The organism is Arthrobacter sp. StoSoilB5, from assembly GCF_019977235.1.
In the GTDB taxonomy this organism is placed as follows: Bacteria; Actinomycetota; Actinomycetes; order Actinomycetales; family Micrococcaceae; genus Arthrobacter.
In genome coordinates, this window is sequence record NZ_AP024646.1 from 1,310,205 (window position 1) to 1,336,832 (window position 26,628).

The window sequence follows — 26,628 nt, forward strand, 5'->3', positions numbered from 1 at the left end:
CAGTAAGCACTCTGTCGAGTCACACGAATGTCCGGGGCCGCTGAATTCCTCGCTTAGGCTTAGGCCATCATCCCTCGCAGAGGTTCTGTGGGGAGTTACCGAAATGGAGCAGGGATGGGTATTTTTCGGCGCGTCATTTTGCCGGTTGCCTGGTTATTGGTTTTCGCAATAATTGCGGTGGCTTTGGTCAAGATCGCTTTCGTGGACGGCCTCAAACCATCTGCTTCCCAGCCGGCGCCCTTGGCGCAAGTGGACATTCCGGTGGTCCCGGCCACGCGCGCTACGGTCACCAATACTGTGGAAATCAAGGGAACCGTCCAAAGCGACACAGCTGAGGTCATACGGTCCACGTCTGCGGGCAAGGTCATCAAGGTATTTGTCGAACAGGGTGCCACGGTGGCCAAGGGCGATGCCCTCTTCCAGGTCAAGGCCGAGCGCGCAGTGACATCAGCGCAGCCATCCAAGGACGGAATGTCCTCGGCGTCCAAGCCGGTTTATGACTACTTCGACATCCTTGCCCCCAGCGGCGGTACCCTGCAGTCCTTGACCACGCTGATCGACCAGCAAGTGGGCGTCGGGGAAAGCGTGGGCAAGATCGACCCCGGCACCTACACGGTGGCCGGTTCGGTGACCGCTGCCCAGCAGTACCGCCTGCTCGGAAAGCCCGGCCCAGCGGAGATCTCATTGGTGGGTGGACCGGCGCCGTTCCAGTGCACCGAAGTGACACTCAAGAACAACGCGTCCGACGACGGCGGCAGTGCCTCGGGCGGTTTGGCTTCCACTGGCGGAGGTGCTGGCATGGGTGTGGGCGGCGCGATCGCTGGACCCGGGGGCGGTTCTGCCACGCCACCGGACGCGGGTGGCACACCCACGGGAACGCTTAGCTGCGCAATCCCGGCTGGGCACGAGGTCTTTGCCGGACTTGGCGCGACCATGACCGTTAGTGCCGGCGTCGCCGCCGATGTTGTGACCGTGCCATTGACGTCGGTGAAAGGCAGCGTGAAGGACGGGATCGTCTGGCTCGCTGGCGCAACCGGAGGGGCGCCGGAGGAGCGCAAGGTCCAGTTGGGGCTGAACGATGGCTCCGTGGTTGAAGTGGTCTCAGGACTGGCCGAAGGCGAGCAGGTGTTGGAGTTCGTACCCGGTGCTCCGGCTGCCCCGGACCCCATGATGGGGCCGGGACAAATCGCCTACGCTCCGGCGGGCTGAAGCGCGTGACAGGGACAGCAGAAGTAGTAGAAGGCACCAGGGAAACCCTCGTCAGCCTCCGTTCGGTAACCCGTTCCGTGACGCTGCCGGACGAGCAGCAACTGCACATCCTCCGAGGCGTCGATCTTGAGGTTCAAAGCGGTGACCACACGGCCATAGTGGGCCGTTCAGGGTGCGGAAAATCAACGTTGCTCAACCTCTTGGGACTCCTGGATGTGCCCACGTCCGGTGAGCTGGAATTCCTCGGACAATCTGCGGACCGGTTGAGCAGCAACGCCCGCGCCCGCCTGCGCGGTTCCACAGTTGGCTTCGTGTTCCAGCAGTTCAACCTGCTCCCGGGCCGTAGTGCCCTGGACAACGTCATCACACCGCTTTTCTATGCCAAGGGCAGGGAATTTTGGCGCCGCCGCGAACTGGCGATGGACATGCTGGACCGCGTTGGATTGGCCGCCCGCGCCAACACCATGCCAAACATGTTGTCCGGCGGTGAGCAACAGCGAGTGGCGATCGCCCGTGCGCTGATCCGTAAGCCGAGGCTCATCCTTGCCGATGAACCAACGGGCGCACTGGACGTCGAAACCGGGCAGGCCGTCATGGCCTTGCTGGACTCTGTGGCCACTGAAACCGCGGCCGCACTGGTGACCATCACGCACGATACCAACGTGGCGGCATTGGCACGTGCGTGCTATCGACTGGACTCGGGCGTGCTCACCCCGCTGGCAGTTGCCAAGACAGCAGGAGTAAGCGTATGACCGGCTTCATGTCCACGCTGGTGGAAGCGTGGCAGGAACTCCGCATCAACAAGGTGCGTATCCTACTGGCCCTCCTTGGAGTCGCCTTGTCTGTTTCTGCGCTGACATCCGTGGTGGGCCTCGGCAGCCTGGTACGCGAGGGGATTAAAGTGCAGTCCGAACGCGATGGAGGCCGCGTAGCAACGTTGACGTTGAGCGTCAACGGCCCGTCCGCCCCCGACGCCGAAAAACTGGAGAAGGCCTACGCAGGAATCCAGCAGCGTTACGGCATCACCACGTCGGCCCATGTGGGCCGCACCCAGGCAGGCTTCCAGTTTCCCCGCGGAGTGACCGCCGTGAACATGACCATAGTGGACATCGGGTACGGCACCATCCACCGCGTGCCCCTCTCGCAAGGAACGTGGTTCGCTGCCGACGACGACCAAAGGTTCGCACCCGCCGTCGTGGTCTCCGAAGCCTTCTACAACCAGGCGGGCAGGCCCAATCTGGCCACCGATCCCACCGTCAGCATCCCAGGTGACCAGCCGGCAACGGCGGTGATTATCGGCGTCGTTCCCGATACCTGGCCGGACGCTCCTCCGGCCGCGTTCATCCTCACCAAAGCCGCCGCAATGACGGGGATGAAACCTGACATGTCCGAGTTCAAACTCTGGGTGGGGGAGGAACAGGCCGCTGCACTGACCGCCGCTATCTCTGCGGACCTGCAGGGCCAGTTCCCGGGATACTACGCCCAAGCCCAGCGTGTCGACTTCGCCGCCTACGGTGATCCGCTGGGACCGGCCCAGTGGATTGTGGGCGGCGTAGCCGGGCTGGTGCTCCTGCTCGGTGCGGTGGGAATGCTCAACATCTCCATGGTCACCGTTCGCTACAGGGTAAGGGAGATCGGCATCCGCCGCAGTTTCGGCGCCACCTCGGGCAGGATCTTCTTCGGCGTCATGATGGAATCCGTAGTAGCCACGGCGGTTGCTGGAATCGCAGGCGTCATGCTGGCCGTTGCCGTGGTGAAGAACCCCTGGATCGAGTCAAAGGTAGCGCCCGGACTCATCGAATACCCGTCCTTTCCCATCGACGCCGCACTGCTGGGCTTTGGCGCGGCTGTCTTGGTGGGCGCACTCGCCGGAGCCATCCCTGCGCTCGTGGCGGTGCGCGTCAAGGTTATCGATGCGATCCGCTTTTGATCTCCTCTGTGAGCCGGCCCTGCTGAAGGCGGAAGCAGCGTCCCGTTTTCTGCGCCAGGCTGCGGTCGTGGGTGACAACCAGGATGGTGGTGTTGTGGTCCCGGCTCAGTGAGCTCAAAAGTTCGATGATGTGCTCGCCGGTCTGCTCATCCAGGTTTCCCGTGGGCTCATCGGCAAGGATCAGCTTGGGCTCGTTGGCCAGTGCCCGTGCGATCGCGACGCGTTGCTGCTCGCCACCTGACAAACGGTTGGTCCGGCGGGACTGCTTCTCCGGATCCAACTGCACCTGCTCCAGCAGTTCCTTGGCCCGCTTAAGCCGTGCTGATTTGCGGACGCCTGCGAACTCCATGGGCAGCATGACGTTGTCCACGGCGCTGAGGTTCGGGATCAAGTTGAACTGTTGGAACACGAAACCGATATCACGACGGCGGTACTCGGTCAGTTTGCTGTCCGGCAATCCCGCCAGGCTGACGCCATCCACGACGACGTCTCCGCTGGTCGGTTTGTCCAGCGCGCCCAGAAGGGACAACAGCGTGCTTTTGCCGCTGCCGCTCTTGCCGACGATCGACGCCAGAGATCCCTTCTCCAGCTGGAAGCTGACACCGTTGACAGGCTTGATGGTCCTGTCGCCGGACTTGAACTGACGGACCAGGTCCTTGACTTCAATCACGGCTATTCTCCTCGGAGTACTTCGATGGGACGGATACGGGCGGTCAGCAAGGCAGGGACCAACGCGCCGATGATGGCTACCGCGAAGACCGCGGCGATGCCTGCAGCGATGACGCCGGGGGAGGCGCTCGCCGTGACGGACGTGAGCAATTGGGAGGCCCCGCCGAACGGACCGCCTTGGCCCCCGGGGAAGCCGCCCCCGGGGAAGCCGCCGCCCGGGATGGTGCCATTTGGTACGGCCCCCGCCAGCCCGGCGCCTCGCTGGGTGGTGGTTGCCGCCGTCGTGCTGGTGTTCGAACTGATCAGTGCGGACGCGATACCGCCGCTGGCAAACGATGCAATAGCTGCACCCACCACGCTGCCCAAGGCCACCAGGACCAGCGATTCAAGGACGAACTGCAGGCCAATAGTGCGGTTGCGGGCACCGATAGCCTTCAGGACGCCAATTTCGCGGCGGCGCTCGCGGACCAGCATCACCATGATCAGAAGGATGATGAGTCCTGCGGTAGCGAGTGCGGCAATGAACGCGACCAGGGAGATGTTCTTGACGCTGTCCAGGGAGCTGACCGCGGTTTCGAGGTTGCGTTGGCCTTGGGTGACGTCCGCCTTGTCAGTTCCCAACGCCGACTGAACTGCCGTCTTGGTGCTATCGACGTTCTGCATGCTGTTGACCGTGACGATCATGGTGGAGAGTTCGTCAGGAGTTCCAGCCAGCGCTTGGGCTTCTGGAAGGGTGAGATAGACGGCGTTGTTTCCGAAGGCGGTTCCGGCGTCGAAGATGCCAGCCACGGTGAACGTCTTGTCCTGGATGGTGAAGGTGGAGCCCACGGTCAGGCTGTTCTTCTCCGCCAGCGATGTTCCAACCAGCGCGTTCGCCGTTGCCGTGGTGTAGTCGCCCAGGCCGGTGCCGCTAGTGATGTTCAAGGCCTTGCCGGTGCTGTCAACCTCGGCGCCGATGCCAGTTGCGGTAATCGGCAGGGCGCGTACCCGCTGGGTGGTGCTGCCCGTGCTTCCAGTGTTCCCGGTGGAGCCGTTACGGTTGCCCAGCGTACCGGCGTCGATGGCCGCCGTCAGGTTGGTGGTGACAGTGGCCTGCTGCCCGCCGGGACCAAAACCGCCTGGAGCGGCCTGCTGTGTGGTGTTTGTTTCTGTGGTTGCAGTCTGAAGGCGGAGCGCCTTGGTGCCCACCACGGACGTGACGTTGCTGACCGAAGCTGCCGTCTGCGCTTGAGTGGTCGTGAGCGGTTCGCCGCCGCCCTCAAAGCCCTGCCCACCGGCAGGATTAACGGTGAGGGTAGTGCCCACGGAAGCATTGAGCTCCTGGACCTTGGCACCCACGGCCTGGTTGGCAACAAGCATGGCCAATGCCAGGCCGATAGCTACGGCCAGCACAGCGACCACCGCGGCCGTTCTGATTTTGTTGCGGAAGGCATTGCCTACGCTTCGGGCAAGGACGCTCACGTTTCTCCTTTGGACCTGCTGAATGCTGCAGGCCGCGGGGTCGCGGGCTGCAGGTCCAACACTGCTGAGCGCTGCTGTGCGGGAAGCCTGCCGAAGCTATGCGTGGGCTGTGAAAGGCTAATGATCCAGCAGAATCTCCATTGCCTGGGAATTCTGGAAGCCCCTTGACACGCCGTCACGTCAGGCAGGCATAATTGGATTGCCCCGAGAAAGCGTTTTCTCAAACTCCGGGCAAGGTTTCCCTAGTTAGTCCAATTGCCCATTCCCTACAAGGCATGTGCTCTATTTGGCATGCCGGAAAACAGGCCAATGACGTCCACATCACGCTCCAATCCCACCGCGCGGCGTTCGGCAGGAATAGCTGCCGCCGCCTGCATCGCCCTGGCCGCTTGCCTGGCATCCGCTCCGGCAGGCAGCGCAGGTTCAACTGACCTGCATGGGGCACCCACCGTTTCAGTCAATGACTCCGCCCCAACAGGCTGGGCGTCCGTTGGCCCGGGGACCAACGGTGGCGCCGGTGCCGCGCCGGAGAACATCCACGTGGTCAGCACCTTGGCCGAGCTCAAGGCCGCCACCTTGAACAATGGCGACCCCAAGGCGCCCAAGATCATCTACATTCGCGGGACCATCAACGGCAACGAGTCCGCAGACGGGAAGATCCTGGGGGAGCAGGACTACGCCCCCGGATACGACATCCAGAAGTACATGAGCTGTTTCCAGGACAACGGCAAGATCTGGAGTGACCAAACGTTCCCGTATTGCAAGCAGATGAGGCAGCTTCGCCAACAGGGGAGCAACGCCATGAAGCGGCAGATCGAGGTGAACCTTCCCAGCAACACCACACTTCTCGGCCTGGACGAGGATTCAGGACTGGTGGGTGCCAACATCATCATGAACGTGGCCAGCAATGTGGTGATCCGGAACCTAAGCATTGAATCACCCGTGGACTGGTTCACTTCCTGGTCCCCGGACGACGGTGATGGTGCTTGGAACGCCCGTTTCGACTGCTTGTCCGCAGTGACCTCGGACCACATCTGGATCGACCATGTACTCCTGACGGACGGCCGATTCCCGGACAGCGAAGCTCCAAAGGACTTCAAGAACGAGCCCGTGATCAGGCATGATGGCCTGCTGGACCTGAAGGACGGCACGGACTTCGTCACGGTCTCCAACAGCCAGCTCCGGGACCACGACAAGACAAGCCTCCTCGGATCCGGCGATGAGCATGTAGATAAGGACGGCGGGAAGCTACGGGTCAGCTTCATCTCCAACCTGTTCGAAAACACGCAACAGCGCGGTCCCCGGGTCCGGTTCGGACAGGTCCATGTCCTGAACAACTACTTCGTGGCCAGCACCGAGGATCCGGACTACCCCATGATCAGCGCAGCCCAGGGCGGCACCAGCTACTTCCTGGGTGCGGGGTATGAGTCCAGGATCTTCTCCGAATACAACGCCTTCGACTACACGGGTGCCGGCGCGGATCAGTCCATTACAGTCACGAGCTATAACGGCAACATGTTCAGCGACACCGGTTCGTGGTTCAACGGCGAGCCGGTCGATCTTGAGGCCGTGGCCCAAGCTTCCTTCGAGGACCGCAAGGCCCCGGCGGTAGCTGCCGCGGTTGACTCCGGCACTGCGGTACCTGAATGGGCCCAGCGGGACTTTACGTCCGACGTCGGATGGGAACCTTCGGATACGTACACGTACCGCACGCTCACATCACCGGCGGCAGTTCGCAACGCGGTACTGAACTTCTCGGGGCCAGGCGTCATCAAGGTCATCCCGGGAAAGTAGCCTCCAGTCAGGTGACACAGCGAAGCCCCGGTGGCACAGCGAAGCCCCGGCCCGCCTGCTGAATGCTGGCGGACCGGGGCTAGCTGTTAGTTGCTGCTAAACGGTGTTACTTGGTGATCGGGCCGAGTACCGGATCATCGACGTAAGCCGTCTTGACGTTTGCTGCCGTCACGATCTGCGGCGGGAGCAGGTAGGCCGGAACAGTCTTGACACCGTTCTTGTAGGAATCCTTGTCATTGATTTCCAGCTGCTTGCCGGCCTGCAGGTCCTTCACCATGGTGATGGCGTGCTCAACCAGCTTGCGGGTGTCCTTGTTGATGGTGGAGTACTGCTCGCCAGCCATGATCGACTTGACGGACTCAACCTCGGAGTCCTGGCCTGTGATGACCGGTATCGGCTTTCCGGCGGCCTTGACGGAGTTCAGGATGTAGCGTGCCAAGAGGTCATTCGGGGAAAGTACGCCGTCCAGCGAGGCCGAGGTGTAGCTGCCCGCCAAGAGGGTGTCGGCACGTTTCTGCGCGTTTTCGCCCTTCCAACCCTGGGTGACAGCCTGCTCGAAGGCAGTCTGGCCGGAGAGGACCTTGAGCGTTCCGTCGTCGATCTTCGGCTTCAGGACGCTCATGGCGCCATCGAAGAAGACCTTGGCGTTGGCATCATCCGGGGAACCCGCGAAGAGTTCGATGTTGTAAGGACCGGAAGGCTTCTTGGCCTTCAATCCGTCCAGCAGGGCCTGGCCCTGCAGCACACCGACCTTGAAGTTGTCGTACGCCACGTAGTAGTCCACGTTCTCGGTGTTGAGGAGCAGACGGTCGTAAGCGATGACCGTCGCGCCGGAGTCCTTGGCCTGCTTGAGCTGGGTACCCAGCTGGGCGCCGTCGATGGCTCCAACGATGATGACCTTGACACCCTTGGTGACCATGGCGCTGATCTGGTTCTGTTGGTCGGAGACGCCGCCGTTGGCGAACTGGACGTCCGCCTTGAAGCCGGCGCCCTTGAGGCCGTCGTTGAACAGCTTCTCCGCGAGGACCCAGTTTTCACTGGTCTTCTGCGGAAGTGCGACGCCGATCAGCGAGTCCTTGGGGAACGCTTCCCCGCCAGCTGTGCTGCTGCTTGAGCCGCTGTCAGAGCGGCCGCAGGCCGTCAGCGCCAGTGCCGCGATGGCAGCGACTGCTGCTGCCTTTCCTGCTTTACCAAACATTCGCATATCTTGGTTCACTTTCTGTGTGGTGGGGTGGAGCGAATCAGATGGAAACCGGTCAGGCTTCCTTGGAGATGACCTCTTTGGTGGATGTGGTTTCATCAGGCTTGATGTCGTTGTTGCGCTGGAAATTCCTCATCAACAGGCCGGTGATGGACCGCTTGCCTTGGATCTTGTTGTAGACGTCGAAGGCCACGGCTGCCAGGAGCACCAGGCCCTTGATGATCTGGGTGAGGTCGGCACCAACGCCGAGCAGCTGGAGGCCGTTGTTCAACACAGCCATCACCAAGCCACCCACGATCGAGCCGATCACTGTACCAACGCCGCCGGTAACTGCGGCGCCACCGATGAACACGGCAGCGATCGCGTCGAGTTCCCAACCGACGCCGTCAAAGGGCCCGGATGCGGTGGAGCGGCCAACGAAGATCATGCCGGCGAGGCCTGCCAGGACGGACATGTTGAGCATGACCATGAAGTTGACCTTCTTGGACTGCACGCCGGACAGTTCTGCTGCGTGCCGGTTACCACCCACGGCGTAGACATGGCGGCCCAGGATGGTCTTGTCAGCGATGAAACCGTAGATCAGGACCAGCACGGCCAGAATCAAACCGGGGATAGGGAAGGAAGTTCCCGGGCGGCCGGTGGCGAAGAGGTATGTGGCGTAGAGGATTGCACCGCAGATGAGGACCAGCTTGGTGACCTCAACCCAGAGCTCGGGAACGTCGGCGCCGAGGGCTTTGTTGGTAGCCCGGGCCCGCAAGGACATGATGACAACGAATGCCGCAGCCAGGATTCCCAGCAACAAGGTGAGGTTGTTGAAGCCGGTGTTCGGTCCGATTTCAGGCAGGTAGCCCGAGCCCAGGTACTGGAAGTCGCTGGGGACGGGGATGGTGTTGGATTTGCCCACGAACTGGTTGAAACCACGGAACAGGAGCATGCCTGCCAGCGTCACGATGAAGGCAGGGATGCCCACGTACGCTGTCCAGAATCCTTGCCAGGCCCCGATCACGGCGCCGAGGACCAGCCCGAAGAGCACTCCCATATACCAGGGAAGACCCCAGTCCCGGATGGCGAGGGCCACCGAAACACCCACAAATGCGGCCACGGAGCCCACGGAGAGGTCGATGTGGCCGGCAATGATGACCAGGACCATGCCGATGGCCAGGATCAGGATGTAGGAGTTGCCGTTGAACAGGTTGATCACGTTGCCCGGGGTCAGCGTCCGGCCCTCGGTGAAGATCTGGAAGAAGACGATAAGTGCCACCAGGGCGAAGATCATGCCGAACTGGCGGGTATTGCCACCAAATAACTTCTTGAGCGCGTTCATTGTTTTGGTCCTTGTGTCAGGAAGGGGTGAGTCTGGGCCAACGGTCAGGCCGTCTTGCGGGCGGAGGTCATGAGTTTCATCAGGCTTTCCTGGCTGGCTTCGTTCTTGTCCAGGACGCCGGTGATGGCGCCTTCAAAAATCGTGTAAATGCGGTCGGACAGGCCCAGGAGTTCGGGAAGCTCCGAGGAAATGACAATCACTCCCTTGCCTTGGTTTGCCAGCCTCTGGATGATGCCGTAGATCTCGTACTTGGCGCCTACGTCGATTCCCCGGGTGGGCTCGTCCAGGATCAGGAGGTCCGGATCGGTGAACATCCATTTGGCCAGCACGACCTTCTGCTGGTTTCCGCCGGAGAGCTTGGCTACGCCTTCCTCCACCGACGGGGTTTTGGTGCGCAGGGATTTTCGGTACTCCTCTGCCACGGAGAATTCCTTGCGCTCGTCCACCACTGTGTACTTGCTGATCGCGCGGAGGTTTGCCGCAACCGTGGTGGTCTTGATGTCATCCAGCAAGTTCAAACCGAGGGACTTCCGGTCTTCCGTCACGTAGCCCAAGCCGGCGTCGATTGCCGCACGAACGCTGCGAAGGTTGACCGGCTTGCCGTCCTTGTAGACCTGTCCCTTGATGTAGCGGCCGTAGGAATGTCCGAAGAGCGATCGGGCAAGTTCGGTGCGCCCGGCCCCCATGAGTCCTGCGAAGCCCACGATTTCACCGCGGCGTACGTAGAAGTTGGAGCCCTTGCAGATCAGGCGGTCCTGGATCTGTGGGTGACCGACGGTCCAATCCTTGACCTCGAAGAAGACCTCGCCGATCTTCGGCTCATGGTCCGGGAAACGGGACTCGAGCGTCCGGCCCACCATGCCCTTGATGATGCGGTCTTCGTCAACGCCATCCCTCTTGACGTTCAGCGTTTCGATCGACTTGCCATCGCGGATGATGGTGATCTCGTCGGCAATCTGTTCGATCTCGTTGAGCTTGTGGGAAATGATAATCGAGGTGATGCCCTTGCCCTTCAGGCCCAGGATCAGGTCCAGCAGGTGCTGGGAGTCCGATTCGTTCAGGGCTGCTGTGGGCTCGTCCAGGATCAGCAGGCGGACGGACTTGTTCAGCGCCTTGGCGATTTCCACCAGTTGCTGCTTGCCGACGCCGAGTTCCTTGATGGGGGTGTCCGGGTCCTCGCGGAGGCCAACTCTGGCCAGCAGTTCAATGGAACGCTTGCGGGCCTCGGTCCAGTCGATGATCCCCCATTTGGAGGGCTCGTTGCCAAGGAAGATGTTCTCTGTGATGGAAAGCTCCGGGATCAACGCCAGCTCCTGGTGGATGATGACGATGCCCGCAGCTTCGCTTGCGCGGATGTCCTTGAATTGCTGCGTTTCGGCCATGTACACGATGTCGCCGGTGTAGCTGCCGTACGGATACACACCGGAAAGGACCTTCATCAGGGTGGATTTTCCAGCACCGTTTTCGCCACAGATTGCGTGGATCTCGCCGGCCTTTACGCGCAGGCTCACATTCGACAAGGCCTTCACGCCGGGGAATTCCTTCGTGATCGAGCGCATCTCCAAGAGGATCGGCTCGCCTTGCGTGTCGAGGGTTGTCATCAGCCCTTACGCCTCCAATGCATGACTTCGTTGTCGCTCCCCAAACGGCGGAGCTGTCTGATGAAAAAGTAAACTGGATCACCTATCTTGTCGTCAAGACTTGAACGCAAGAACCAGCTAACGATTTCGTTACCTACCCGTGATTCCTGCGTGTTGGAACACCAAAGCGGCTGCTCCAAGTGCTTCTGCTCGCGCTCCCAAAGACGACATTGCGAGGTGCGTTGTTTCGCCCACAACGGGTACGGCGTGCCGCACAAGCCCCCTTCGAATGGGGTCCAAGAGGAGGTCTCCGAGGCCCGCCAGCGGACCGCCCACCACGATTACCTCAGGGTTGATCAAGTTGGCGACGTTGCCCAGCGCGCGCCCAACGGCAAGGCCGGCATCATCCACTACGCGCTGGGTTGCGGAGTCGCCTGCGAGGCAATTCCGGACAATGTCCTGTGGTGTCAGCGATGTCTCTTTACCGCGACCCAACAGCTCAATCATGGTGGTGGTGGAGGCGATGGTTTCGAGGCAGCCACGGTTGCCACAGCGGCACACCAACCCGTGCTCGTGAATGGTCGCGTGGCCGATTTCGCCTGTGATCCCCACGTTCCCGTAGTAGGGCACTCCGTTCAGGATCAGGCCGGAACCAATGCCTGATCCGATCTTGAGGAACATCAGGTTGGACACGCCGCTATGGGGTCCCCAGGTCACCTCTGACAAGGCCCCGAGATTGGCGTCGTTATCAACAAAGACGGGACAATTCAGGGCTTCCTCAAGCCTATGGAGAATGTCGATTCCCACCCATTCGGGCAGGATGGCACCTTGCGCAACGGTGCCTGTCCTGCGGTCAATGGGGCCTGGGATGCCCGCTCCTGCTCCCACAACCGCGCTGGGATCGATGCCGTTTTCGGCGAGCAATCGCCCAAGTAGCCGGACGGCTGCGGCGATGCCTTCTTCTGCATGGTGGCCCAGCGGAAGCTCAATGAAATCCTCGGCAATAACGTGGTATCCCAGCGACGCCAGGACCACCCTCAGATGGCGTCGTCCGAAGTCGATTCCGACGGCGACCGCACCGTTGCTGTTCAACCTCACGTTGGTTGCGCGGCGGCCGGAGCTGGTGGTCGGCTCCGTGGACACGAGGCCTGCGTCCTGCATGATTTTAACGATGTTGGACACCGTGGCGGTGGAGAGTCCAGTCTGCCTGGACAGCTCGGCTTGCGTTGACGGCCCGCTCAACAAGCACTCGATAATCCGTTGCTGGTTCAGGTGCCGGAGCGCGGACTGCGAGCCGGGTTTTCGTGGTTGGCTCTTCGTTGAGCGCTGCATAGCGGGCATGACAAGAAGATTGCCCCAAAAGCAACCTTGTAGTCAAGAAGTGAACACAAGGTGTCAAGCATTCCCGACATTCTCCAACGCAATGGGGGGCCGCTCCTAGTGGTTGCGGGGCCTGGTTTGCGTGGCAAATGCCGGGAATGGGACGCAGAGCGGGCCTCGCAAGGGAAGGTGGGATCCCGCGTTCCGTGCAATGCGTCCTGCTTGTTGCATTCGCGGGTCCAAATGCCCCGATGCACGTGCCGCACCCCGTGCCTACGCTGGAATCAAGAAATAATCCTGCGCCATCAAAGCCAGGATCGGCTGAAACCAAGGTGGTAAAGATGCTGCTATCCGTCCTGCAGGCCAACGCTTCCGTCCTGGACGTTGAGGCCAACCTGCGCACAATCGACGACGCCGCCCGGCGCGCCGCACAGGCGGGGGCCGGGCTGCTCCTAACGCCGGAGCTCTTCCCGGTGGGATACGCACCGCTGCGGCTTCACGCCGAATTGGACCCGGCAACACTTCCCGGCATCCGCGGACGCCTCGCTGGCATTGCCCGCCGGCACAATATTGGACTCGTTTACAGCCTTCCGGCGCAGGCTGCCGAGCACGGCGGCTGGCACATCACTGCTACCCTCGTGGACGCCAACGGCAAGGAACTCCTCAACTATGCCAAGGTCCACCTCTTTGGCGCGGAGGAGCGCAAGGCGTTCGTCGGCGCTCAAGAACCTCCCGCCGTCGTGGATTTCAACGGGATCCGCACATCGCTGCTGATTTGCTACGACGTTGAGTTCCCGGAGGCAGTCCGGGCCGCAGCTACGCGCGGGGCCGAACTCCTGCTGGTCCCAACTGCTCTGTCCATGGGCTTCGACAACGTGCCACAGGTGCTCATCCGTGCCCGCGCCGTGGAGAGCCAGCTCAATGTGGCCTACGCCAACCACAGCGGGCACGAGGACATCTACAACTTCCTGGGCGGCAGCGTTGTCGCAGGCCCCGATGGCTCGTTGCTCGCAGCGGCAGGGGAGTCGGCGGCGCTCCTGTTCGCGGAAGTGGGCACGGAAACAGTGAAAGCGGCACGCGACGAAGTCCCTTATCTGCGCGAGCGGCGCCCGGAGCTTTACCGGGAGTGGGAGGCCGGCGCCTAAGCACCCCTTCCGTCGGGCCCGGACAATCCGGCAACCAACTCATCCGCGTACTGCAGCGCGATCCATAGTTCTGCACGGACCTGTGCCTGGTTGAGGTCCTTGTCGAGCAGCTCACCGAGGACGCCTATTTGCCGGCGGACGCTGTTGCGGTGCAGGCCCAGCAGCTTGGCGGAACCGTCCCAGCTGCCGTTTTCGCTGAGCCACCCGCGCAGCACCGACAGGAGGGAGTCGCGGCGGTCAGATTCCAAGGACAACACCGGGGCAAGGAGGCGCTCAGCCAGCATGGTCCCTGCCTCGCGTCCCAGAAGACCAGTCACAGACCACTGCACTTCGTCCACGCGGACACTCTTTCCGCTCGACAACACCCGCCCGCGCAGCGAACTTACCCGCTGATACGCCGCGGCAAGCCCGGTGAGTTCGGTGGGCTCGCCGATCGCCAGCCTCCATCCAAGCTTTTCGACGTCGGCAAGCAGCGCGTCGTCCACCTTCAAACGGGTGATGGCCGCGAAGCCGTAGTCGGTTATTTCCACAAGCTTGGTATCGAACAACCTCCGCCACTGCAACAGCTCGCGGACCGGGCCGTCGCCGGCAGGCCAGTCCGGGGAGTCCGCCTTGATGCCCTGCACAACCCGCATTTGGCCGGAGCGGGTGGAGGAGAGGCTTTGCGCCAGCAGGTCCTTGAGCCCGTTGATGTGCTTGGTGGGGCCTGTGGTCAGCGTGTCCGGATGCAGGAGCAGCGCCGTGGCCAGCTGGCTCGGAGCCAGGGATCCGCTGGTCCGTTGCCGCACCAGTAGCTCCAGCAAACCCACCGCCGACTGCACCACGTTGTTCTGGGCTGGCGTCAGCGGGGCGTCCGAGCCAAGAATCAGCGCCCCGAGGTTGGCATCCTTGGTGCTGCGCAGAGGATGACCGAACACCAGGGCGGAACCAGGCTGCTCGAAACCATCCATCTCCACGCGCGGTCCGCTGCCTGTCAGCAGCCGCTCCAGCAGCGGCGCCAGCAGGGAATGCTCGACGCCGGTGCTGCCGCCGGCATTGTGCCCGCGCGCCCGCACCCGTCCGTCCGCCCCTACCAGCAGCGCCCACACGGGCACCCGCTGGACCAGGGCTGCCAGCAATTCGTGTTCCGGCCTGGGGGAGAGGACTGCCCGCATGAGTTGGCGGTTGGTTTCGGCCAGCTGTCGGAACACCCGGGCGTTGTCCGATTCCAGGAGCTGGGAGAATTCCAGGCCAACCGCGGCGAAGGGAAGGGACTCAGGTACCTCGAAAAGGGTGAGGTTGTGCCTCCGGCAAGCGTCGAGGAGTACGTCGGGGACGGCGTCGAAATAGGGCCTGATGCCAAATCCGAGCGCCGCCACCTTCGCATCCACCAACCGACGCACGTAGGCGTCCACGTTGGCCGCCGAGCCGCCTTCCCCAAGGAAAGGCAGCCCGGCGGTGAGCAGGAACTCGCCCTCGGGAAGATACGGCGTGGGGTCTTCCAACTCGCTGGGTTCCACCCACCGGAGCAGCGAGGCGCCGCTGCCGCCGTCGTGAAGCATTTTCAGCTCGGGCGGCAGCTGCTCCAGGAACTGCTCCAGCGTGACAAAACTCAGGCGGGCGGTGGCGGGCTCAGGCAACATTGTCCTGCCCGGCAGTTGCCGGCTCCTGGTAGTCAGGGCACTCGTAGGCGGCGTCCCCAGCGGCATAGACGCGTGACAGCCGCGGCGCGATCCTGTTGATGATCTCATCCCCATGGCTGCCGATCGCGGCGCCCCAATCGTCGGCGCTCGCCGCACCGGTGGCGGGGTCGCCGAACAACACGGCAGTATCGCCGACATCGATCCCGGTGGCGTCCGGTCCCAGGTCCACCATGAATTGGTCCATGCAGACCTTGCCGATGACCGGGACGCTTCGCCCTCCGATGTTCACTACCGAGCGGCCACTGATGCCTTTCGGGATGCCGTCCGCATAGCCGAGGGGAATGAGCCCCAGGTATCGGGGTTCATAGGTGATGGCTTGGTGCTCGTAGCTGACGCCCGTACCCGCGGGGACTTTCTTGACCATTACCAGCGGCGCCGTGACGCTGAGGGCGGGCCTCAATCCGAAGTCGGTCGGATTGAGGTGGTCTGCTGGCGCGAGGCCGTAGATTGCCAGTCCCGCCCGGACCATGTCGAAGTGGAATTCCGGCCGGTCCAGGATGTTGGCCGAGCTGGAAACGTGCCGGAGTTGAGGGTTCAGTCCGGCCTCGCGCGCCTCGCGGACGGCGTCCTCGAACTCGGCGACGGCGCTGGCGTTGCCAGGATGCGCGGGTACGTCTGCCCACGCCAAATGGGTCCAGATGCCGCGTACCAGGACGGTGCCGTCCACTTCTGCTTGGCGGGCATGCGCTACGAGCTCAGCCCAATCCTCCTGTCGCGCCCCGCCGCGGCTGAGTCCGCTGTCAAGCTCAAGATGCACGACGGCGGGACGGCCCAGGCGTTCGGCGATACCTGCCAGCACCTGCAGCTGGTGGACGCTGCCGAGGGACACATCGATGTCGTTTTCCAGGGCTTCCAGGATGGTGTCGCTCGTCTGGGATGCCAGATACAGCCACGAAAGGATCGGCTCAGTGATGCCGGCTTTGCGGAGTGCGGTGGCTTCCGTGAGCTGCGCGGTTCCGAGCCAGTCGGCTCCTGAAGCGACGGCCGTGCGGGCGACTTCCACGAGGCCATGACCGTAGGCGTTGCCCTTCACCACGGCCATGAAGAAGGGTGCCTTGGTCCGGTTCTTCAGGGCCTTGATGTTGTCTGAAATGGCGGACAGGTCCACTTTGACCTGGCCGGAGAGGGCCAGCGAACCGCCCTCTTGGTACTGTGCAATACGTCTCATGGTTGAACACTATAGGTCATTTTGCACCATTGTGAGAGGTGGCTCACATGCCAGTCTTGTGGAGGGGAAATCGAAACTACTTTGAAGGGACGTCAAGGGTGACTGTGCCTGTGAACACTCAAAACTCAACGGCGACGAGCATGGCCAGGCCAAGCCTCGGTGCCCAACTCCTGCGCCGCAAGCCGATCGGGCAGATGGCCAGCGAGGCCGGAACCGGCGAAGGCGGCACCCCGCTGGTACGCAGCTTCGGCGTCCTGCAGTTGACCATGATCAGCGTCGGAGCAACACTGGGCACCGGCATCCTGGTGATCCTTGGGGAGTCCGTGCCGCTGGCAGGTCCGGCCATCTGGATCTCCTTCGTGATCGCTGGTTTGGCTGCGCTTTTCTCGGCCGTGTCCTACGCGGAAATGGCCGGGCTGGTCCCGGTGGCAGGTTCCAGCTACTCCTACTCTTACGCCACCATGGGCGAGGGCATGGCCTGGATCTGCGGCTGGTGCCTGGTGCTGGAATACGCGGTCTCCGTGGCAGCTGTAGCTGTAGGCGCGGGCCAGTACGTCAACGAGACCTTGGCTGCGTTTGGACAGGTCCTGCCCGAGGCCATGAGCCAGCCCCCGGGCGATGGTGGGGTGGTGAATATTCCCGCCATGGTGATCGTGGTTCTTGCCATGATCCTGCTGGTACGGGGCGCCCGTGAAAGTGCATGGATCAACACCGCGATCGTCATCATCAAGGTGGGCATCCTGATCTTCTTCTGCGCAGTGGCTTTCACAGCCTTCAACGCCGGCAACTTCGAGCCCCTCATGCCCATGGGCGCAGCCGGTGTCTCTGCTGCAGCGTCAAGCGTGTTCTTCTCCTACATCGGGTTCGATGCCGCCTCCACCGCTGGCGAGGAAGCCAGGAACCCCAAGCGGGACCTGCCCCGCGCCATCATGCTCTCCATGGTGATTGTCACCAGCATCTATGTCCTGGTTTCCGTTGCCGCCATCGGTGCCCGTCCCTGGGGCTGGTTCGATGGCACGGAAGCTGCCCTGGTCCAGATTCTGCACGAGATCACCGGCCAGCCCTGGATCGCGCTGGTCTTCTCTGCCGGTGCAGTGCTTGCCATCGCCAGCATCGTGCTGACGGTGCTTTACGGCCAGACCCGCATCCTGCTATCGATGTCCCGCGACGGCATGGTGCCCAAGGTCTTTGGCCGCGTCTCCCGCCGCACCGGCACGCCAGTTGCCGGAACCCTGATAGTAGGTACCGCCGTCGCACTCACCGCCGGCTTGGTCCCGCTGGGTGCGTTGGCAGACGCCACCAGCATCGGCACGCTCTTTGCCTTCGCGCTGGTCAACGTCGCCGTGATCTATCTGCGGCGGAACCGCCCTGACCTTGACCGCAGCTTCAAGGTCCCCCTGTACCCGATCACTCCGATCCTGGGCACGCTCATGTGTGCTTTCCTGATGCTCAACCTCGGCGCCGATACCTGGATCACCTTCGGGGTCTGGATGCTCGTGGGCATCGCCATCTACTTCGGCTATGGACGCCGGAATTCCAAGGTAGCCGCGCTCAGCGATCAGGACTACCGTGAACTGACCACCACCAGGGCCGTGAGCCCGGAACCCGTGAAGGCCGCAAACTGATGACCATCGCCACCGAACTACCCCTCGTTGAAGCCCCTGCCGGCGAGGCCGCTGAAGCCCCCATCACCATGCTGAACCCGGACTTCCCGTTCAGCTACGACCATTACCTCGCGCACCCGGACGGGCTCGGCGTCCTCCCGGAAGACCGCTACGGCACGGAAGTCGCCGTCATCGGTGCAGGCCTTTCCGGGCTCGTCACGGCCTATGAGCTGATGAAGCTCGGCCTCAAGCCTGTCATCTACGAGGCCGACCAGATCGGTGGCCGGCTGAGGACCGCCAGCTTCCCATCCGCTCCCGGTGTAGTGGCAGACCTTGGTGGCATGCGCTTCCCGGTTTCCGGCAAGGCCTTCTACCACTACGTGGACCTGCTTGGGCTGGAAACGCATGACTTCCCCAACCCGATGGCCCCGGCGACGTCCAGCACGGTGATCGAACTCGCCGGCAAGAAGCACTACGCCACCACGGCGGACGAGCTACCGGAATTCTTCCGCGAAGTGGCCGACGCCTGGAAGGCTGCCATCAACGATGGCGCTGCTTTCGCGCAAATGCAGGAAGCCATCAAGGCCCGTGATACCAAACGGATCAAGGAACTCTGGAACGCCCTCCTGCCCGAACTGGACGAGCAGACGTTCTACGGATTCATCGCAGCCAGCAAGTCCTTCAAGGAGGCCGGCTTCGCCCACCGCGAAGCCTTCGGCCAGGTGGGCTTCGGCACCGGTGGCTGGGACACCGATTTCCCCAACTCCATCCTGGAGATCCTCCGGGTTGTCTACACCGACGCAGACGACCAGCACCGGCTCATAGCGGGAGGAGCGCAAAGGCTCCCCGAGGCATTGTGGAACCACGCGCCGTCGGACCTTAAGTACTGGCCGCAAGGCACCTCGCTGGCGTCGCTGCACTCTGGCTCGCCGCGCGGAGCCGTGGACAATATTCGCCGGGCGGATAACGGGGACCTGGTAGTCCGCGAAAACTGGGGACGCGAGGCCACCTACGAAGCGGTGGTGACCACGTGCCAGTCGTGGCTGCTGTCCACGCGGATCCACACCGAGGAGGCGCTGTTCCCGGCCGAGCTGTGGACGGCGATCGAGCGCTCGCACTACATGCAGTCGTCCAAGACGTTCGTGATGGTGGATCGGCCGTTCTGGAAGGACATCGATCCCGAGACCGGGCGGGAAGTCCTGTCCATGACTCTCACCGACCGCCTCAACCGGGCCACATACTTGCTCGACGACGGCCCTGACAAGCCCGCCGTCATCCTCCTGTCCTATACATGGAACGATGACGCGCTGAAATGGCTTGCCCTCACTGCTGAGGAACGCGTCAAGCTCATGTTGCATTCGTTGGAGCAGATCTACCCGGGCGTGGACATCGCCAGCCACATCGTGGGGCAGCCGATCACCGTGTCCTGGGAAGCAGACCCCAACTTCATGGGTGCCTTCAAAGCCAACCTGCCGGGGCATTACCGGTACCAGCAGCGGCTCTTCACACATTTCAAGCAAGATGAGCTGCCGGAGAGCCAGCGTGGCATCTTCCTCGCCGGCGACGACGTTTCCTTCACCGCTGGCTGGGCCGAGGGCGCCGTGACCACGGGCCTGAACGCCGTGTGGGGTGTGGTGAACCACTTGGGTGGATCCTCTGTTGCAAGCAACCCGGGTCCGGGCGACCTGCTGGACGAGTTCGGCCCGATCAGCCTGGACTAGATGCGTTGCGGGGCCTGCCCTGCGTCCCAAACCAATCGCAGGCCCCGCATTGTCGTTAGGACGCGTGCATTTCCCGGTGCGCCGCGGCGAGCTCCTTGTAGTGGGCGGCGTTGTGCTTGACGCCGTCGAACTCTTCGTCGGTCAGTTCGCGGCGAACCTTGGCGGGGACTCCGGCCACGAGTGAGCGCGGGGGAATAACCGTGCCTTCCAGGACAACGGCGCCGGCTGCAATGAGCGAGCCCGTGCCGATCACTGCGCCGTTGAGGATGGTGGCGCTCATGCCGATGAGGCAGTCGTCCTCCACAGTGCAGCCGTGGACCACGGCGCTGTGGCCTACGCTTACGCGCTCGCCTACGGTGCAGGGGAAGCCGGGGTCGGCATGCAGGACCACGTTGTCCTGCAGGTTCGATCCGGCGCCGACACTGATGGCGGCCGTATCTGCGCGCACGGACACACCATAGAAGGCGCTGGAGTCCTCGGCCAAGGTGGCCTTGCCGATGATCGATGCGGTTGGTGCCACGAAGGCAGATTCATGGATGGCCGGGGTGTCCCCGGCAAATGTGTAAGAGGGAGCCATGAGCCCCAGCATAGTTCCCCAACTACGTAGCAGTTGAGCGCGTTATGAGTGCTCAAAACGCGCACAAATGCGACTTAGTTGGGTGAGGGGGTTCGCAGGACCAGGAATTGGTAGTGCTGCGTCCAGTTGCCCGCTCCCGGACCGGACTCCAGGGCGGTGCCCTCGGGCCAGGTCCGGAAATGCTCAATCGAGCCGTGCTCGCCGAAGATCCGCCGCACGGTCTCGTCACTGCGGCGGCTGAAGAAACGGCGAGGTTCATCCAGGTCCTCGGGGTTGTAAACCTCCACGTCTTCACCAGACCAAAGCCCGACGGCGATTGGCGCACCAGCCGCGCTGACCCGCACGAGTTCGCTGACGACGTCGTGGATTCTGCTGTTGGGGACATGCAGCAGCGTGCTCATGGTCCAAACGGCCGAGAACACCGAATCGGGGAACGGCAACTGGCGACCACTGGCGACGGTAGCTTCGAGCCCTGCCGAGCGCGCCACGTGAACGCTCTCTGACGAGAGGTCCACGCCGGTGTAGTGGAGGCCGGAACGGACGAACTCCAGGCCTTCCACCCCGGTGCCACAGCCGAGCTCGAACACCGAGTGCCGGTGCTCATCCTTGAGCAGCCGGATGAACCATTCCCGGCACTCGATGCGGTGCGGCGTCAGTGCGCGGGTGCTGGGGATGGGAGCTTGGCGGTCGTAGAAAACTGCGAGGTCAGCCTCATGGTCGGCTTCGGGGATGCCCTGCATACCCCCAGCTTAGGGGTGGCCTTAGTTGAACACCACGGTCCGGGTGCCATCCAAAAGCACGCGGTGTTCTGCGTGCCACTGGACTGCCTGGGCAAGCGTGCGGCCCTCAACGTCGCGGCCCATCTGAACGAACTGCGCAGCAGTGCGGGCGTGGTCCACGCGGATGACTTCCTGCTCGATGATCGGGCCCTCATCGAGGTCGGCCGTCACATAGTGGGCCGTAGCGCCGATGATCTTCACACCGCGCGCGTGGGCCTGGTGGTACGGCTTGGCACCCTTGAAGGAAGGCAGGAACGAGTGGTGGATGTTAATGGCCTTGCCGTTCAATTCCGTGCAGAGCTCATTGGAAAGGACCTGCATGTAACGCGCCAGGACGGTCAGTTCGATGTCGTGCTCTGCAATCAGTTTCAAGAGTGCGGCCTCGGCCTGGGGCTTGGTCTCCGGCGTCACGGGAATGTGGTGGAACGGGATCCCGTAGAACTGCGCCAGCTCCTCAAGGTCGCGGTGGTTCGAAACGATCGCCGGGACCTCGATTGGCAGGGTTCCCGTGCGCTGCTGGAACAGGAGGTCGTTGAGGCAGTGCGCATCCTTGGAACACAGGATGATGGTACGGACCTTCCGGCCCACCGGGTTGATCTGCCACGTCATGCCAAAGGACTCTGCGACCGGCCGCAGTGCGGCGGCCAGCTCGTCCTGGGAAGACGACGTCGTAGCCTCCACGCGCATGAAGAAGTTGCCGGTGCTGGGGCTTCCGTACTGCTGGGAATCGGCGATGTTGCAGCCCGCCTCAAGCAAGGCTCCGGCTACCGCGTGGACGATGCCGGGGCGGTCGGGGCAGGAGAGTGTTACAACAAAAGCAGCAGGCGAGGCGGAGTCAGTCACGCGGATAAGCCTACCCGTGCTGTGTTGTTGTACTGTTAACGGGTCGCAACTGGCGTTGGGTGGGCTACCACCAGGGAGCGGCAATCACGAAGACCACGGATCGTACGCCTGGGCCGAGGGTCATGTCTTACCGCTGCTTGCACGTGACCGATGCCTCCGTAATCAAGGGGACGCGGGAATGCTGCTGCCGGTAGCCTGACCTGTAGCACCACCCGTTGCCTAGCCAGGAGATCTCCGTGCCTACCACCACTTCCGCGTCTGTCAGCAACCAGTCGCTCGCTGAGCTCGATCCCGAGATCGCAGCAGTCCTCGACCAGGAACTCGGCCGCCAGCGCGGCACCCTGGAAATGATCGCCTCCGAAAACTTCGCCCCGCGCGCCGTCATGGAAGCACAGGGCTCCGTCCTGACCAACAAGTACGCCGAGGGTTACCCGGGCAAGCGTTACTACGGCGGTTGTGAGTACGTAGACATCGCCGAGCAGCTCGCCATCGACCGCGTCAAGGCCCTTTTCGGCGCCGAGTACGCCAACGTCCAGCCGCACTCCGGTGCGCAGGCCAACGCTGCTGCACTGTCCGCCATGATCACCCCTGGCGACAAGATCCTGGGCCTCTCCCTGGCACACGGCGGCCACCTGACCCACGGCATGAAACTGAACTTCTCCGGCAAGCTCTACAACGTAGCTGCGTACCAGGTTGAAGAAGACAACTTCCGCATCGACATGGACAAGCTCCGCGAGCAGGCCATCGCCGAGAAGCCGCAGGTCATCATCGCTGGCTGGTCCGCTTACCCGCGCCACCTCGACTTCGCTGCCTTCCGCTCCATCGCCGACGAGGTTGGCGCGCTCCTGTGGACGGACATGGCACACTTCGCCGGACTGGTTGCAGCAGGCCTGCACCCGAGCCCGGTCCCGCACTCCGACGTCGTCACCTCCACCGTGCACAAGACCCTTGCAGGTCCGCGTTCCGGTGTGATCCTGGCCAAGGAAGAGTGGGCCAAGAAGCTCAACTCCAACGTCTTCCCGGGCCAGCAGGGTGGCCCGCTCATGCACGTCATCGCCGCCAAGGCCGTTGCCTTCAAGATCGCAGGCAGCGAAGAATTCAAGGAGCGCCAGGAGCGTGTCCTCGAGGGTGCCAAGATCATCGCTGACCGCCTGAACCAGTCCGACGTCGCCGACGCCGGCGTCTCGGTCCTCACCGGCGGCACGGACGTCCACTTGGTCCTTGTTGACCTGCGTAACTCGCAGCTGGACGGCCAGCAGGCTGAAGACCTCCTGCACTCCGTGGGCATCACCGTGAACCGCAACGCCGTTCCGTTCGATCCCCGTCCGCCGATGGTCACCTCCGGCCTCCGCATCGGTACGCCTGCACTGGCTACCCGCGGATTCGGTGCTGCAGAATTCACCGAGGTTGCCGAGATCATCGCTACTGCCCTGAAGGCTGGCTCCGCTACCGAGGTCGAGGCCCTCCAGGCCCGCGTGGACAAGCTCGCCGCCGACTTCCCGCTGTACCCGCAGCACGAGCAGTGGTAACCCACGCATAAAGCACTGCCGGGCACTGAACCGGAGCCAACGGGATCCGCCGCCACACCCATCGGCGGCGGATCCCGTTGGCATGAGCCTGCCAAGAGGCTTTCGAAATAGGTCACCCACCAGAAAGAGCAGATGGAATGACACAGTCCACCGCACAGATCCTTGACGGCAAGGCCACCGCCGCAGCCATCAAGGCAGAACTGACCGAACGCGTTTCCGTCCTCGCAGCCAAGGGCATCGTCCCCGGCCTGGGTACCATCCTGGTGGGTTCAGATCCCGGCAGCACCTGGTACGTCGCCGGCAAGCACAAGGACTGCGCAGAGGTGGGCATTCAGTCCATCCGCCGCGACCTGCCCGAGGACATCTCCCAGGAAGACCTCCTGAAGGTTGTCCGCGAGCTCAACGAGAACCCGGAATGCACGGGCTACATCGTTCAGTTGCCGCTGCCCAAGCACATTGACCAGGACGTCATCCTGGAAGCCATGGATCCAAACAAGGACGCCGACGGCCTGCACCCCATGAACCTCGGCCGCCTGGTGGCCAACGTCAGTGGCGAAATGAAGTCTCCGCTTCCCTGCACGCCCAAGGGCTGCGTGGAACTGATGCGCCGGCACGGCATCGAGCTCAAGGGCAAGCGCGTCCTGGTAGTAGGCCGCGGGGTCACCATCGGCCGCCCCATTGGCCTCCTGCTCACTCGCAAGGAAGTCAACGCCACCGTCATCCTGGCCCACACAGGAACCGTTGACCTGCCTGCGGAACTCAAGCAGGCCGACGTCGTAATTGCCGCTGCGGGCGTACCGCACATGATCAAGGCTGAAGACCTCAAGCCGGGCGCTATCGTGCTCGACGTCGGCGTCAGCCGCGTGGAGGACGGTAACGGCAAGGCTGTGGTCACCGGAGACGTGGACCCCGCAGCTGCCGACGTCGCCGCCTGGCTGTCCCCGAACCCGGGCGGCGTGGGTCCGATGACCCGTGCCATGCTGCTCGCCAACGTTGTGGAGAGCGCCGAGCGCGCAGCAGGAATCGCCTGACGCCTGCGTGAACAGAACAGAGCCAAGGGCGCCTACTCCGCCAGGAGTAGGCGCCCTGCTCCGTTAACCCGACGACGAACAACCGGACCAAAGCTAGGCTCGGTGTATGCAGCCCCGTTTCCCGCAGCCCCGTTTCCCTGGGTCCCAGCGAGCACCGGGTCCACGCCGTTTTGCGGGTCCACCTACGAGCTTCATCGTCATCACGGTGGCCGTGATCCAGGTGGTGGGGACGTTGGCTGCTGCGAGCCATCAGGATGCTCCGCGGCTTTTGGACGCGCTCGCCTTCCTGCTGCTGCTGGCGGGTCCGGCCGCTTTAGCGTTCCGGAAACGCAGGCCGGCCATCATGCTTCCCGTGGCGCTGGTGGCAACGGGCACCTACCTGTGGCTCGGCTATGCGTGGGGGCCGATCGCCTTGTCCTTGGCGCTGTCCATCATCCTGACGGCGTCGGCCGGGCTCCGGTGGCAGGCATGGATGGGTGCCGGAATCGCCGCGGCTTCGGTTGTGCTGGCTGCAGCCTTGGCAGGGGACAACAACTGGCCGCTTCGCGCCTCCGCCGGCGTGGCGTGGGCGGCCATCCTCGTGTTGCTGGGGGAGGGATTCCGACGCCGGCGTGAACGGTTCGCGGAATACCGGCGGCGGCGTGAGGCTGCCCAGCAAGCTGAGCGCGACGAGTACCGGCTGACCCTTGCCCGCGATATCCACGATGTCGTGGCGCATTCGCTGTCCATGATCAACGTCCAAGCGTCGGTGGCGCTCCACGTGGGCGCCGACGATCCCGAGAAGCTCCGGCCCGCACTGGAAGCCATCAAGGCGGCCAGCAAGGAATCCCTGATGGAGGTCCGCCAACTCCTGGGCGTGCTGCGCGATGACGTCCCGCTGAGCCCGGCAGCGCGGCCAACGCTGGCAAGGATCCCCGAACTGGTGAAGAACGCGGAGCTGGGAGGCCTGCAGGTGCGCCTTGAGGACAGGACGGACCCTGCGCTGGTTGGTCCAGCCCAGATCGGTCCAGCCCAGATCGGTCCAGCCCAGCAGGAGGCCGCCTATCGGATTATCCAGGAGGCCTTGACCAACGTGGGTAGGCACTCGGGCGCCCAAACCGCCGTCGTGAGCCTCACCAGCGGTGAGGGGGTGCTGACCGTACGGGTCAACGACGACGGCGCGGGCATGGGTGGGGCGCTTCCGGGCAACGGACTCATGGGGATGCGGGAGAGGGCGGCTGCCTTGGGCGGGACGCTTACGTTGCGCGAACTGCATCCTGGACTGAGCGTCGAAGCTGTGCTGCCCATAACCCAAAATCCTGAAGGAAACCTCCCGTGATCCGCATCCTCCTCGCCGACGACCAAACCCTCATCCGGGCAGGCTTCCGTGCGCTCCTGGATGCCGAGCCGGATATGGAAGTGGTGGCCGAAGCCGGGACCGGCCGCGATGCCGTGCGAATGGCTGCACACGAGAAACCGGACGTCATCCTCATGGACATCCGCATGCCTGACGACGACGGCCTTACCGCCACCCGTAGGATCCTCGCGGATCCGGCGCTGATCGGGACGCGCATCATCATCCTGACCACGTTCGAGCTCGATGAATACATCGCCGAGGCCGTCCGTGCTGGTGCGGCGGGATTCCTGGTCAAAGACACCGAGCCCGAGGAACTCATCCGCGCTGTCCGGGTGGTCCACGATGGCGATGCCCTCCTCTCGCCGTCGGTGACCCGCCGCATCATGGCCCAGTTGGCGGCGCAGAGCCGGGCCGCGGGAAAAGTGGTTCCACTGGCTCAGGTCACGGATCGTGAACGCGAGGTCCTGAAGCTGGTGGGCGAGGGCCTGAACAACGCCGAGATCGCGGAGCGCCTTTTCATCACGCCCTTGACCGCCAAGACCCATGTTTCGCGCATCATGACCAAGCTCATGGTGAGGGACCGCTCGCAGCTGGTGGTTCTCGCCTACGAATCGGGCTTGGTCCGGCCCGGTTGGAGCAGCTAACCGCCGCCCGGCCACTCCACACGGAGTAGGGGTCTGCTACCAAGTGACTCCCGACGGCGGACGCGGCAGCAACCGCCCGCG

The 26,628-nt window shown here is 63.2% G+C and carries 22 protein-coding genes; 11 read left to right on the top strand and 11 right to left on the bottom strand.

What is annotated here, in order from left to right:
- The first annotated feature begins 114 nt into the window (after positions 1 to 114).
- The 3 genes from LDN75_RS06065 to LDN75_RS06075 are packed head-to-tail and all read left to right on the top strand — an operon-like array spanning position 115 to position 3,139.
- Entirely contained in the window at positions 115 to 1,209 is a 1,095-nt protein-coding gene (locus tag LDN75_RS06065) for an efflux RND transporter periplasmic adaptor subunit (protein ID WP_223936256.1), read from the top strand.
- 5 nt (positions 1,210 to 1,214) lie between these two features.
- Positions 1,215 to 1,961, top strand: coding sequence for an ABC transporter ATP-binding protein (locus LDN75_RS06070; RefSeq protein ID WP_223936257.1), 747 nt, complete (start codon positions 1,215 to 1,217; stop codon positions 1,959 to 1,961).
- The gene (locus tag LDN75_RS06075) at positions 1,958 to 3,139 is read left to right on the top strand and encodes an ABC transporter permease (RefSeq protein WP_223936258.1); all 1,182 of its coding nucleotides are present in this window, start codon (positions 1,958 to 1,960) and stop codon (positions 3,137 to 3,139) included. Before LDN75_RS06070 ends, LDN75_RS06075 begins: the two co-directional genes overlap by 4 nt.
- Here LDN75_RS06075 and LDN75_RS06080 read toward each other — a convergent pair.
- On the bottom strand, positions 3,117 to 3,809 hold the full coding sequence (locus LDN75_RS06080) for an ABC transporter ATP-binding protein (protein WP_223936259.1): 693 nt from the start codon (positions 3,807 to 3,809) through the stop codon (positions 3,117 to 3,119). The genes LDN75_RS06075 and LDN75_RS06080 overlap by 23 nt on opposite strands.
- Positions 3,810 to 3,811: 2 nt before the next feature.
- A complete protein-coding gene (locus LDN75_RS06085) occupies positions 3,812 to 5,269 on the bottom strand; it encodes an FtsX-like permease family protein (RefSeq protein ID WP_223936260.1) in 1,458 nt (485 codons plus the stop codon).
- A gap of 309 nt (positions 5,270 to 5,578) precedes the next feature.
- Between LDN75_RS06085 and LDN75_RS06090 the strand changes: the two genes are divergently transcribed.
- Complete coding sequence (locus LDN75_RS06090; RefSeq protein ID WP_223936261.1) at positions 5,579 to 7,063, top strand: pectate lyase; 1,485 nt, start codon at positions 5,579 to 5,581, stop codon at positions 7,061 to 7,063.
- Positions 7,064 to 7,169: 106 nt separating this feature from the next.
- Here the strand turns inward: LDN75_RS06090 and LDN75_RS06095 are convergent, their stop codons facing one another.
- From LDN75_RS06095 to LDN75_RS06110, 4 genes are all read right to left on the bottom strand, one after another.
- Positions 7,170 to 8,267 (bottom strand): sugar-binding protein, encoded by a 1,098-nt coding sequence (locus LDN75_RS06095; protein ID WP_223936262.1) that lies wholly within the window; start codon positions 8,265 to 8,267, stop codon positions 7,170 to 7,172.
- A 52-nt stretch (positions 8,268 to 8,319) separates the two neighbouring features.
- The gene (gene mmsB, locus LDN75_RS06100) at positions 8,320 to 9,588 is read right to left on the bottom strand and encodes a multiple monosaccharide ABC transporter permease (protein WP_223936263.1); all 1,269 of its coding nucleotides are present in this window, start codon (positions 9,586 to 9,588) and stop codon (positions 8,320 to 8,322) included.
- A 44-nt stretch (positions 9,589 to 9,632) separates the two neighbouring features.
- Complete coding sequence (gene mmsA, locus LDN75_RS06105) at positions 9,633 to 11,189, bottom strand: multiple monosaccharide ABC transporter ATP-binding protein (RefSeq protein WP_223936264.1); 1,557 nt, start codon at positions 11,187 to 11,189, stop codon at positions 9,633 to 9,635.
- A 129-nt stretch (positions 11,190 to 11,318) separates the two neighbouring features.
- Positions 11,319 to 12,509: an ROK family transcriptional regulator gene (locus LDN75_RS06110; RefSeq protein WP_223936265.1), complete on the bottom strand. Its 1,191-nt coding sequence runs from the start codon at positions 12,507 to 12,509 to the stop codon at positions 11,319 to 11,321.
- Between the two features lie 320 nt (positions 12,510 to 12,829).
- On the opposite strand from LDN75_RS06110, the gene LDN75_RS06115 reads away from it, so the two are divergent.
- A complete protein-coding gene (locus LDN75_RS06115; RefSeq protein ID WP_223936266.1) occupies positions 12,830 to 13,633 on the top strand; it encodes a carbon-nitrogen hydrolase family protein in 804 nt (267 codons plus the stop codon).
- On the opposite strand, the gene LDN75_RS06120 is transcribed toward LDN75_RS06115, so the two are convergent.
- Together LDN75_RS06120 and alr are read right to left on the bottom strand one after the other, a co-directional pair.
- Complete coding sequence (locus tag LDN75_RS06120; RefSeq protein ID WP_223936267.1) at positions 13,630 to 15,255, bottom strand: PucR family transcriptional regulator; 1,626 nt, start codon at positions 15,253 to 15,255, stop codon at positions 13,630 to 13,632. The two genes, LDN75_RS06115 and LDN75_RS06120, sit on opposite strands and share 4 nt — an antisense overlap.
- The gene (gene alr / locus LDN75_RS06125) at positions 15,245 to 16,483 is read right to left on the bottom strand and encodes an alanine racemase (RefSeq protein ID WP_223936268.1); all 1,239 of its coding nucleotides are present in this window, start codon (positions 16,481 to 16,483) and stop codon (positions 15,245 to 15,247) included. The genes LDN75_RS06120 and alr overlap by 11 nt, the downstream gene beginning before the upstream one ends.
- A 140-nt stretch (positions 16,484 to 16,623) precedes the next feature.
- Here alr and LDN75_RS06130 point away from each other — a divergent pair, with 140 nt between their 5' ends.
- Both LDN75_RS06130 and LDN75_RS06135 read left to right on the top strand, forming a co-directional pair.
- Complete coding sequence (locus LDN75_RS06130; protein WP_223937501.1) at positions 16,624 to 18,108, top strand: amino acid permease; 1,485 nt, start codon at positions 16,624 to 16,626, stop codon at positions 18,106 to 18,108.
- The gene (locus tag LDN75_RS06135; protein ID WP_223936269.1) at positions 18,108 to 19,808 is read left to right on the top strand and encodes an NAD(P)/FAD-dependent oxidoreductase; all 1,701 of its coding nucleotides are present in this window, start codon (positions 18,108 to 18,110) and stop codon (positions 19,806 to 19,808) included. Before LDN75_RS06130 ends, LDN75_RS06135 begins: the two co-directional genes overlap by 1 nt.
- 55 nt (positions 19,809 to 19,863) lie before the next feature.
- Here LDN75_RS06135 and LDN75_RS06140 read toward each other — a convergent pair whose 3' ends face one another.
- The 3 genes from LDN75_RS06140 to purU form a co-directional block, all read right to left on the bottom strand.
- Positions 19,864 to 20,385, bottom strand: coding sequence for a gamma carbonic anhydrase family protein (locus tag LDN75_RS06140; protein ID WP_223936270.1), 522 nt, complete (start codon positions 20,383 to 20,385; stop codon positions 19,864 to 19,866).
- Between the two features lie 74 nt (positions 20,386 to 20,459).
- Positions 20,460 to 21,125, bottom strand: coding sequence for a class I SAM-dependent methyltransferase (locus LDN75_RS06145; protein WP_223936271.1), 666 nt, complete (start codon positions 21,123 to 21,125; stop codon positions 20,460 to 20,462).
- Positions 21,126 to 21,146: 21 nt separating this feature from the next.
- Positions 21,147 to 22,007, bottom strand: coding sequence for a formyltetrahydrofolate deformylase (gene purU / locus LDN75_RS06150; RefSeq protein WP_223936272.1), 861 nt, complete (start codon positions 22,005 to 22,007; stop codon positions 21,147 to 21,149).
- 230 nt (positions 22,008 to 22,237) lie between these two features.
- On the opposite strand from purU, the gene glyA reads away from it, so the two are divergent.
- The 4 genes from glyA (at position 22,238) to LDN75_RS06170 (ending at position 26,547) form a co-directional block, all read left to right on the top strand.
- Positions 22,238 to 23,536: a serine hydroxymethyltransferase gene (gene glyA, locus LDN75_RS06155; RefSeq protein ID WP_275959815.1), complete on the top strand. Its 1,299-nt coding sequence runs from the start codon at positions 22,238 to 22,240 to the stop codon at positions 23,534 to 23,536.
- Between the two features lie 137 nt (positions 23,537 to 23,673).
- Positions 23,674 to 24,567 (top strand): bifunctional methylenetetrahydrofolate dehydrogenase/methenyltetrahydrofolate cyclohydrolase, encoded by an 894-nt coding sequence (locus tag LDN75_RS06160; RefSeq protein ID WP_223936274.1) that lies wholly within the window; start codon positions 23,674 to 23,676, stop codon positions 24,565 to 24,567.
- Positions 24,568 to 24,673: 106 nt separating this feature from the next.
- The gene (locus LDN75_RS06165) at positions 24,674 to 25,885 is read left to right on the top strand and encodes a histidine kinase (RefSeq protein ID WP_223936275.1); all 1,212 of its coding nucleotides are present in this window, start codon (positions 24,674 to 24,676) and stop codon (positions 25,883 to 25,885) included.
- Positions 25,882 to 26,547 (top strand): response regulator transcription factor, encoded by a 666-nt coding sequence (locus LDN75_RS06170; RefSeq protein ID WP_223936276.1) that lies wholly within the window; start codon positions 25,882 to 25,884, stop codon positions 26,545 to 26,547. Before LDN75_RS06165 ends, LDN75_RS06170 begins: the two co-directional genes overlap by 4 nt.
- Positions 26,548 to 26,628 lie beyond the last annotated feature (81 nt).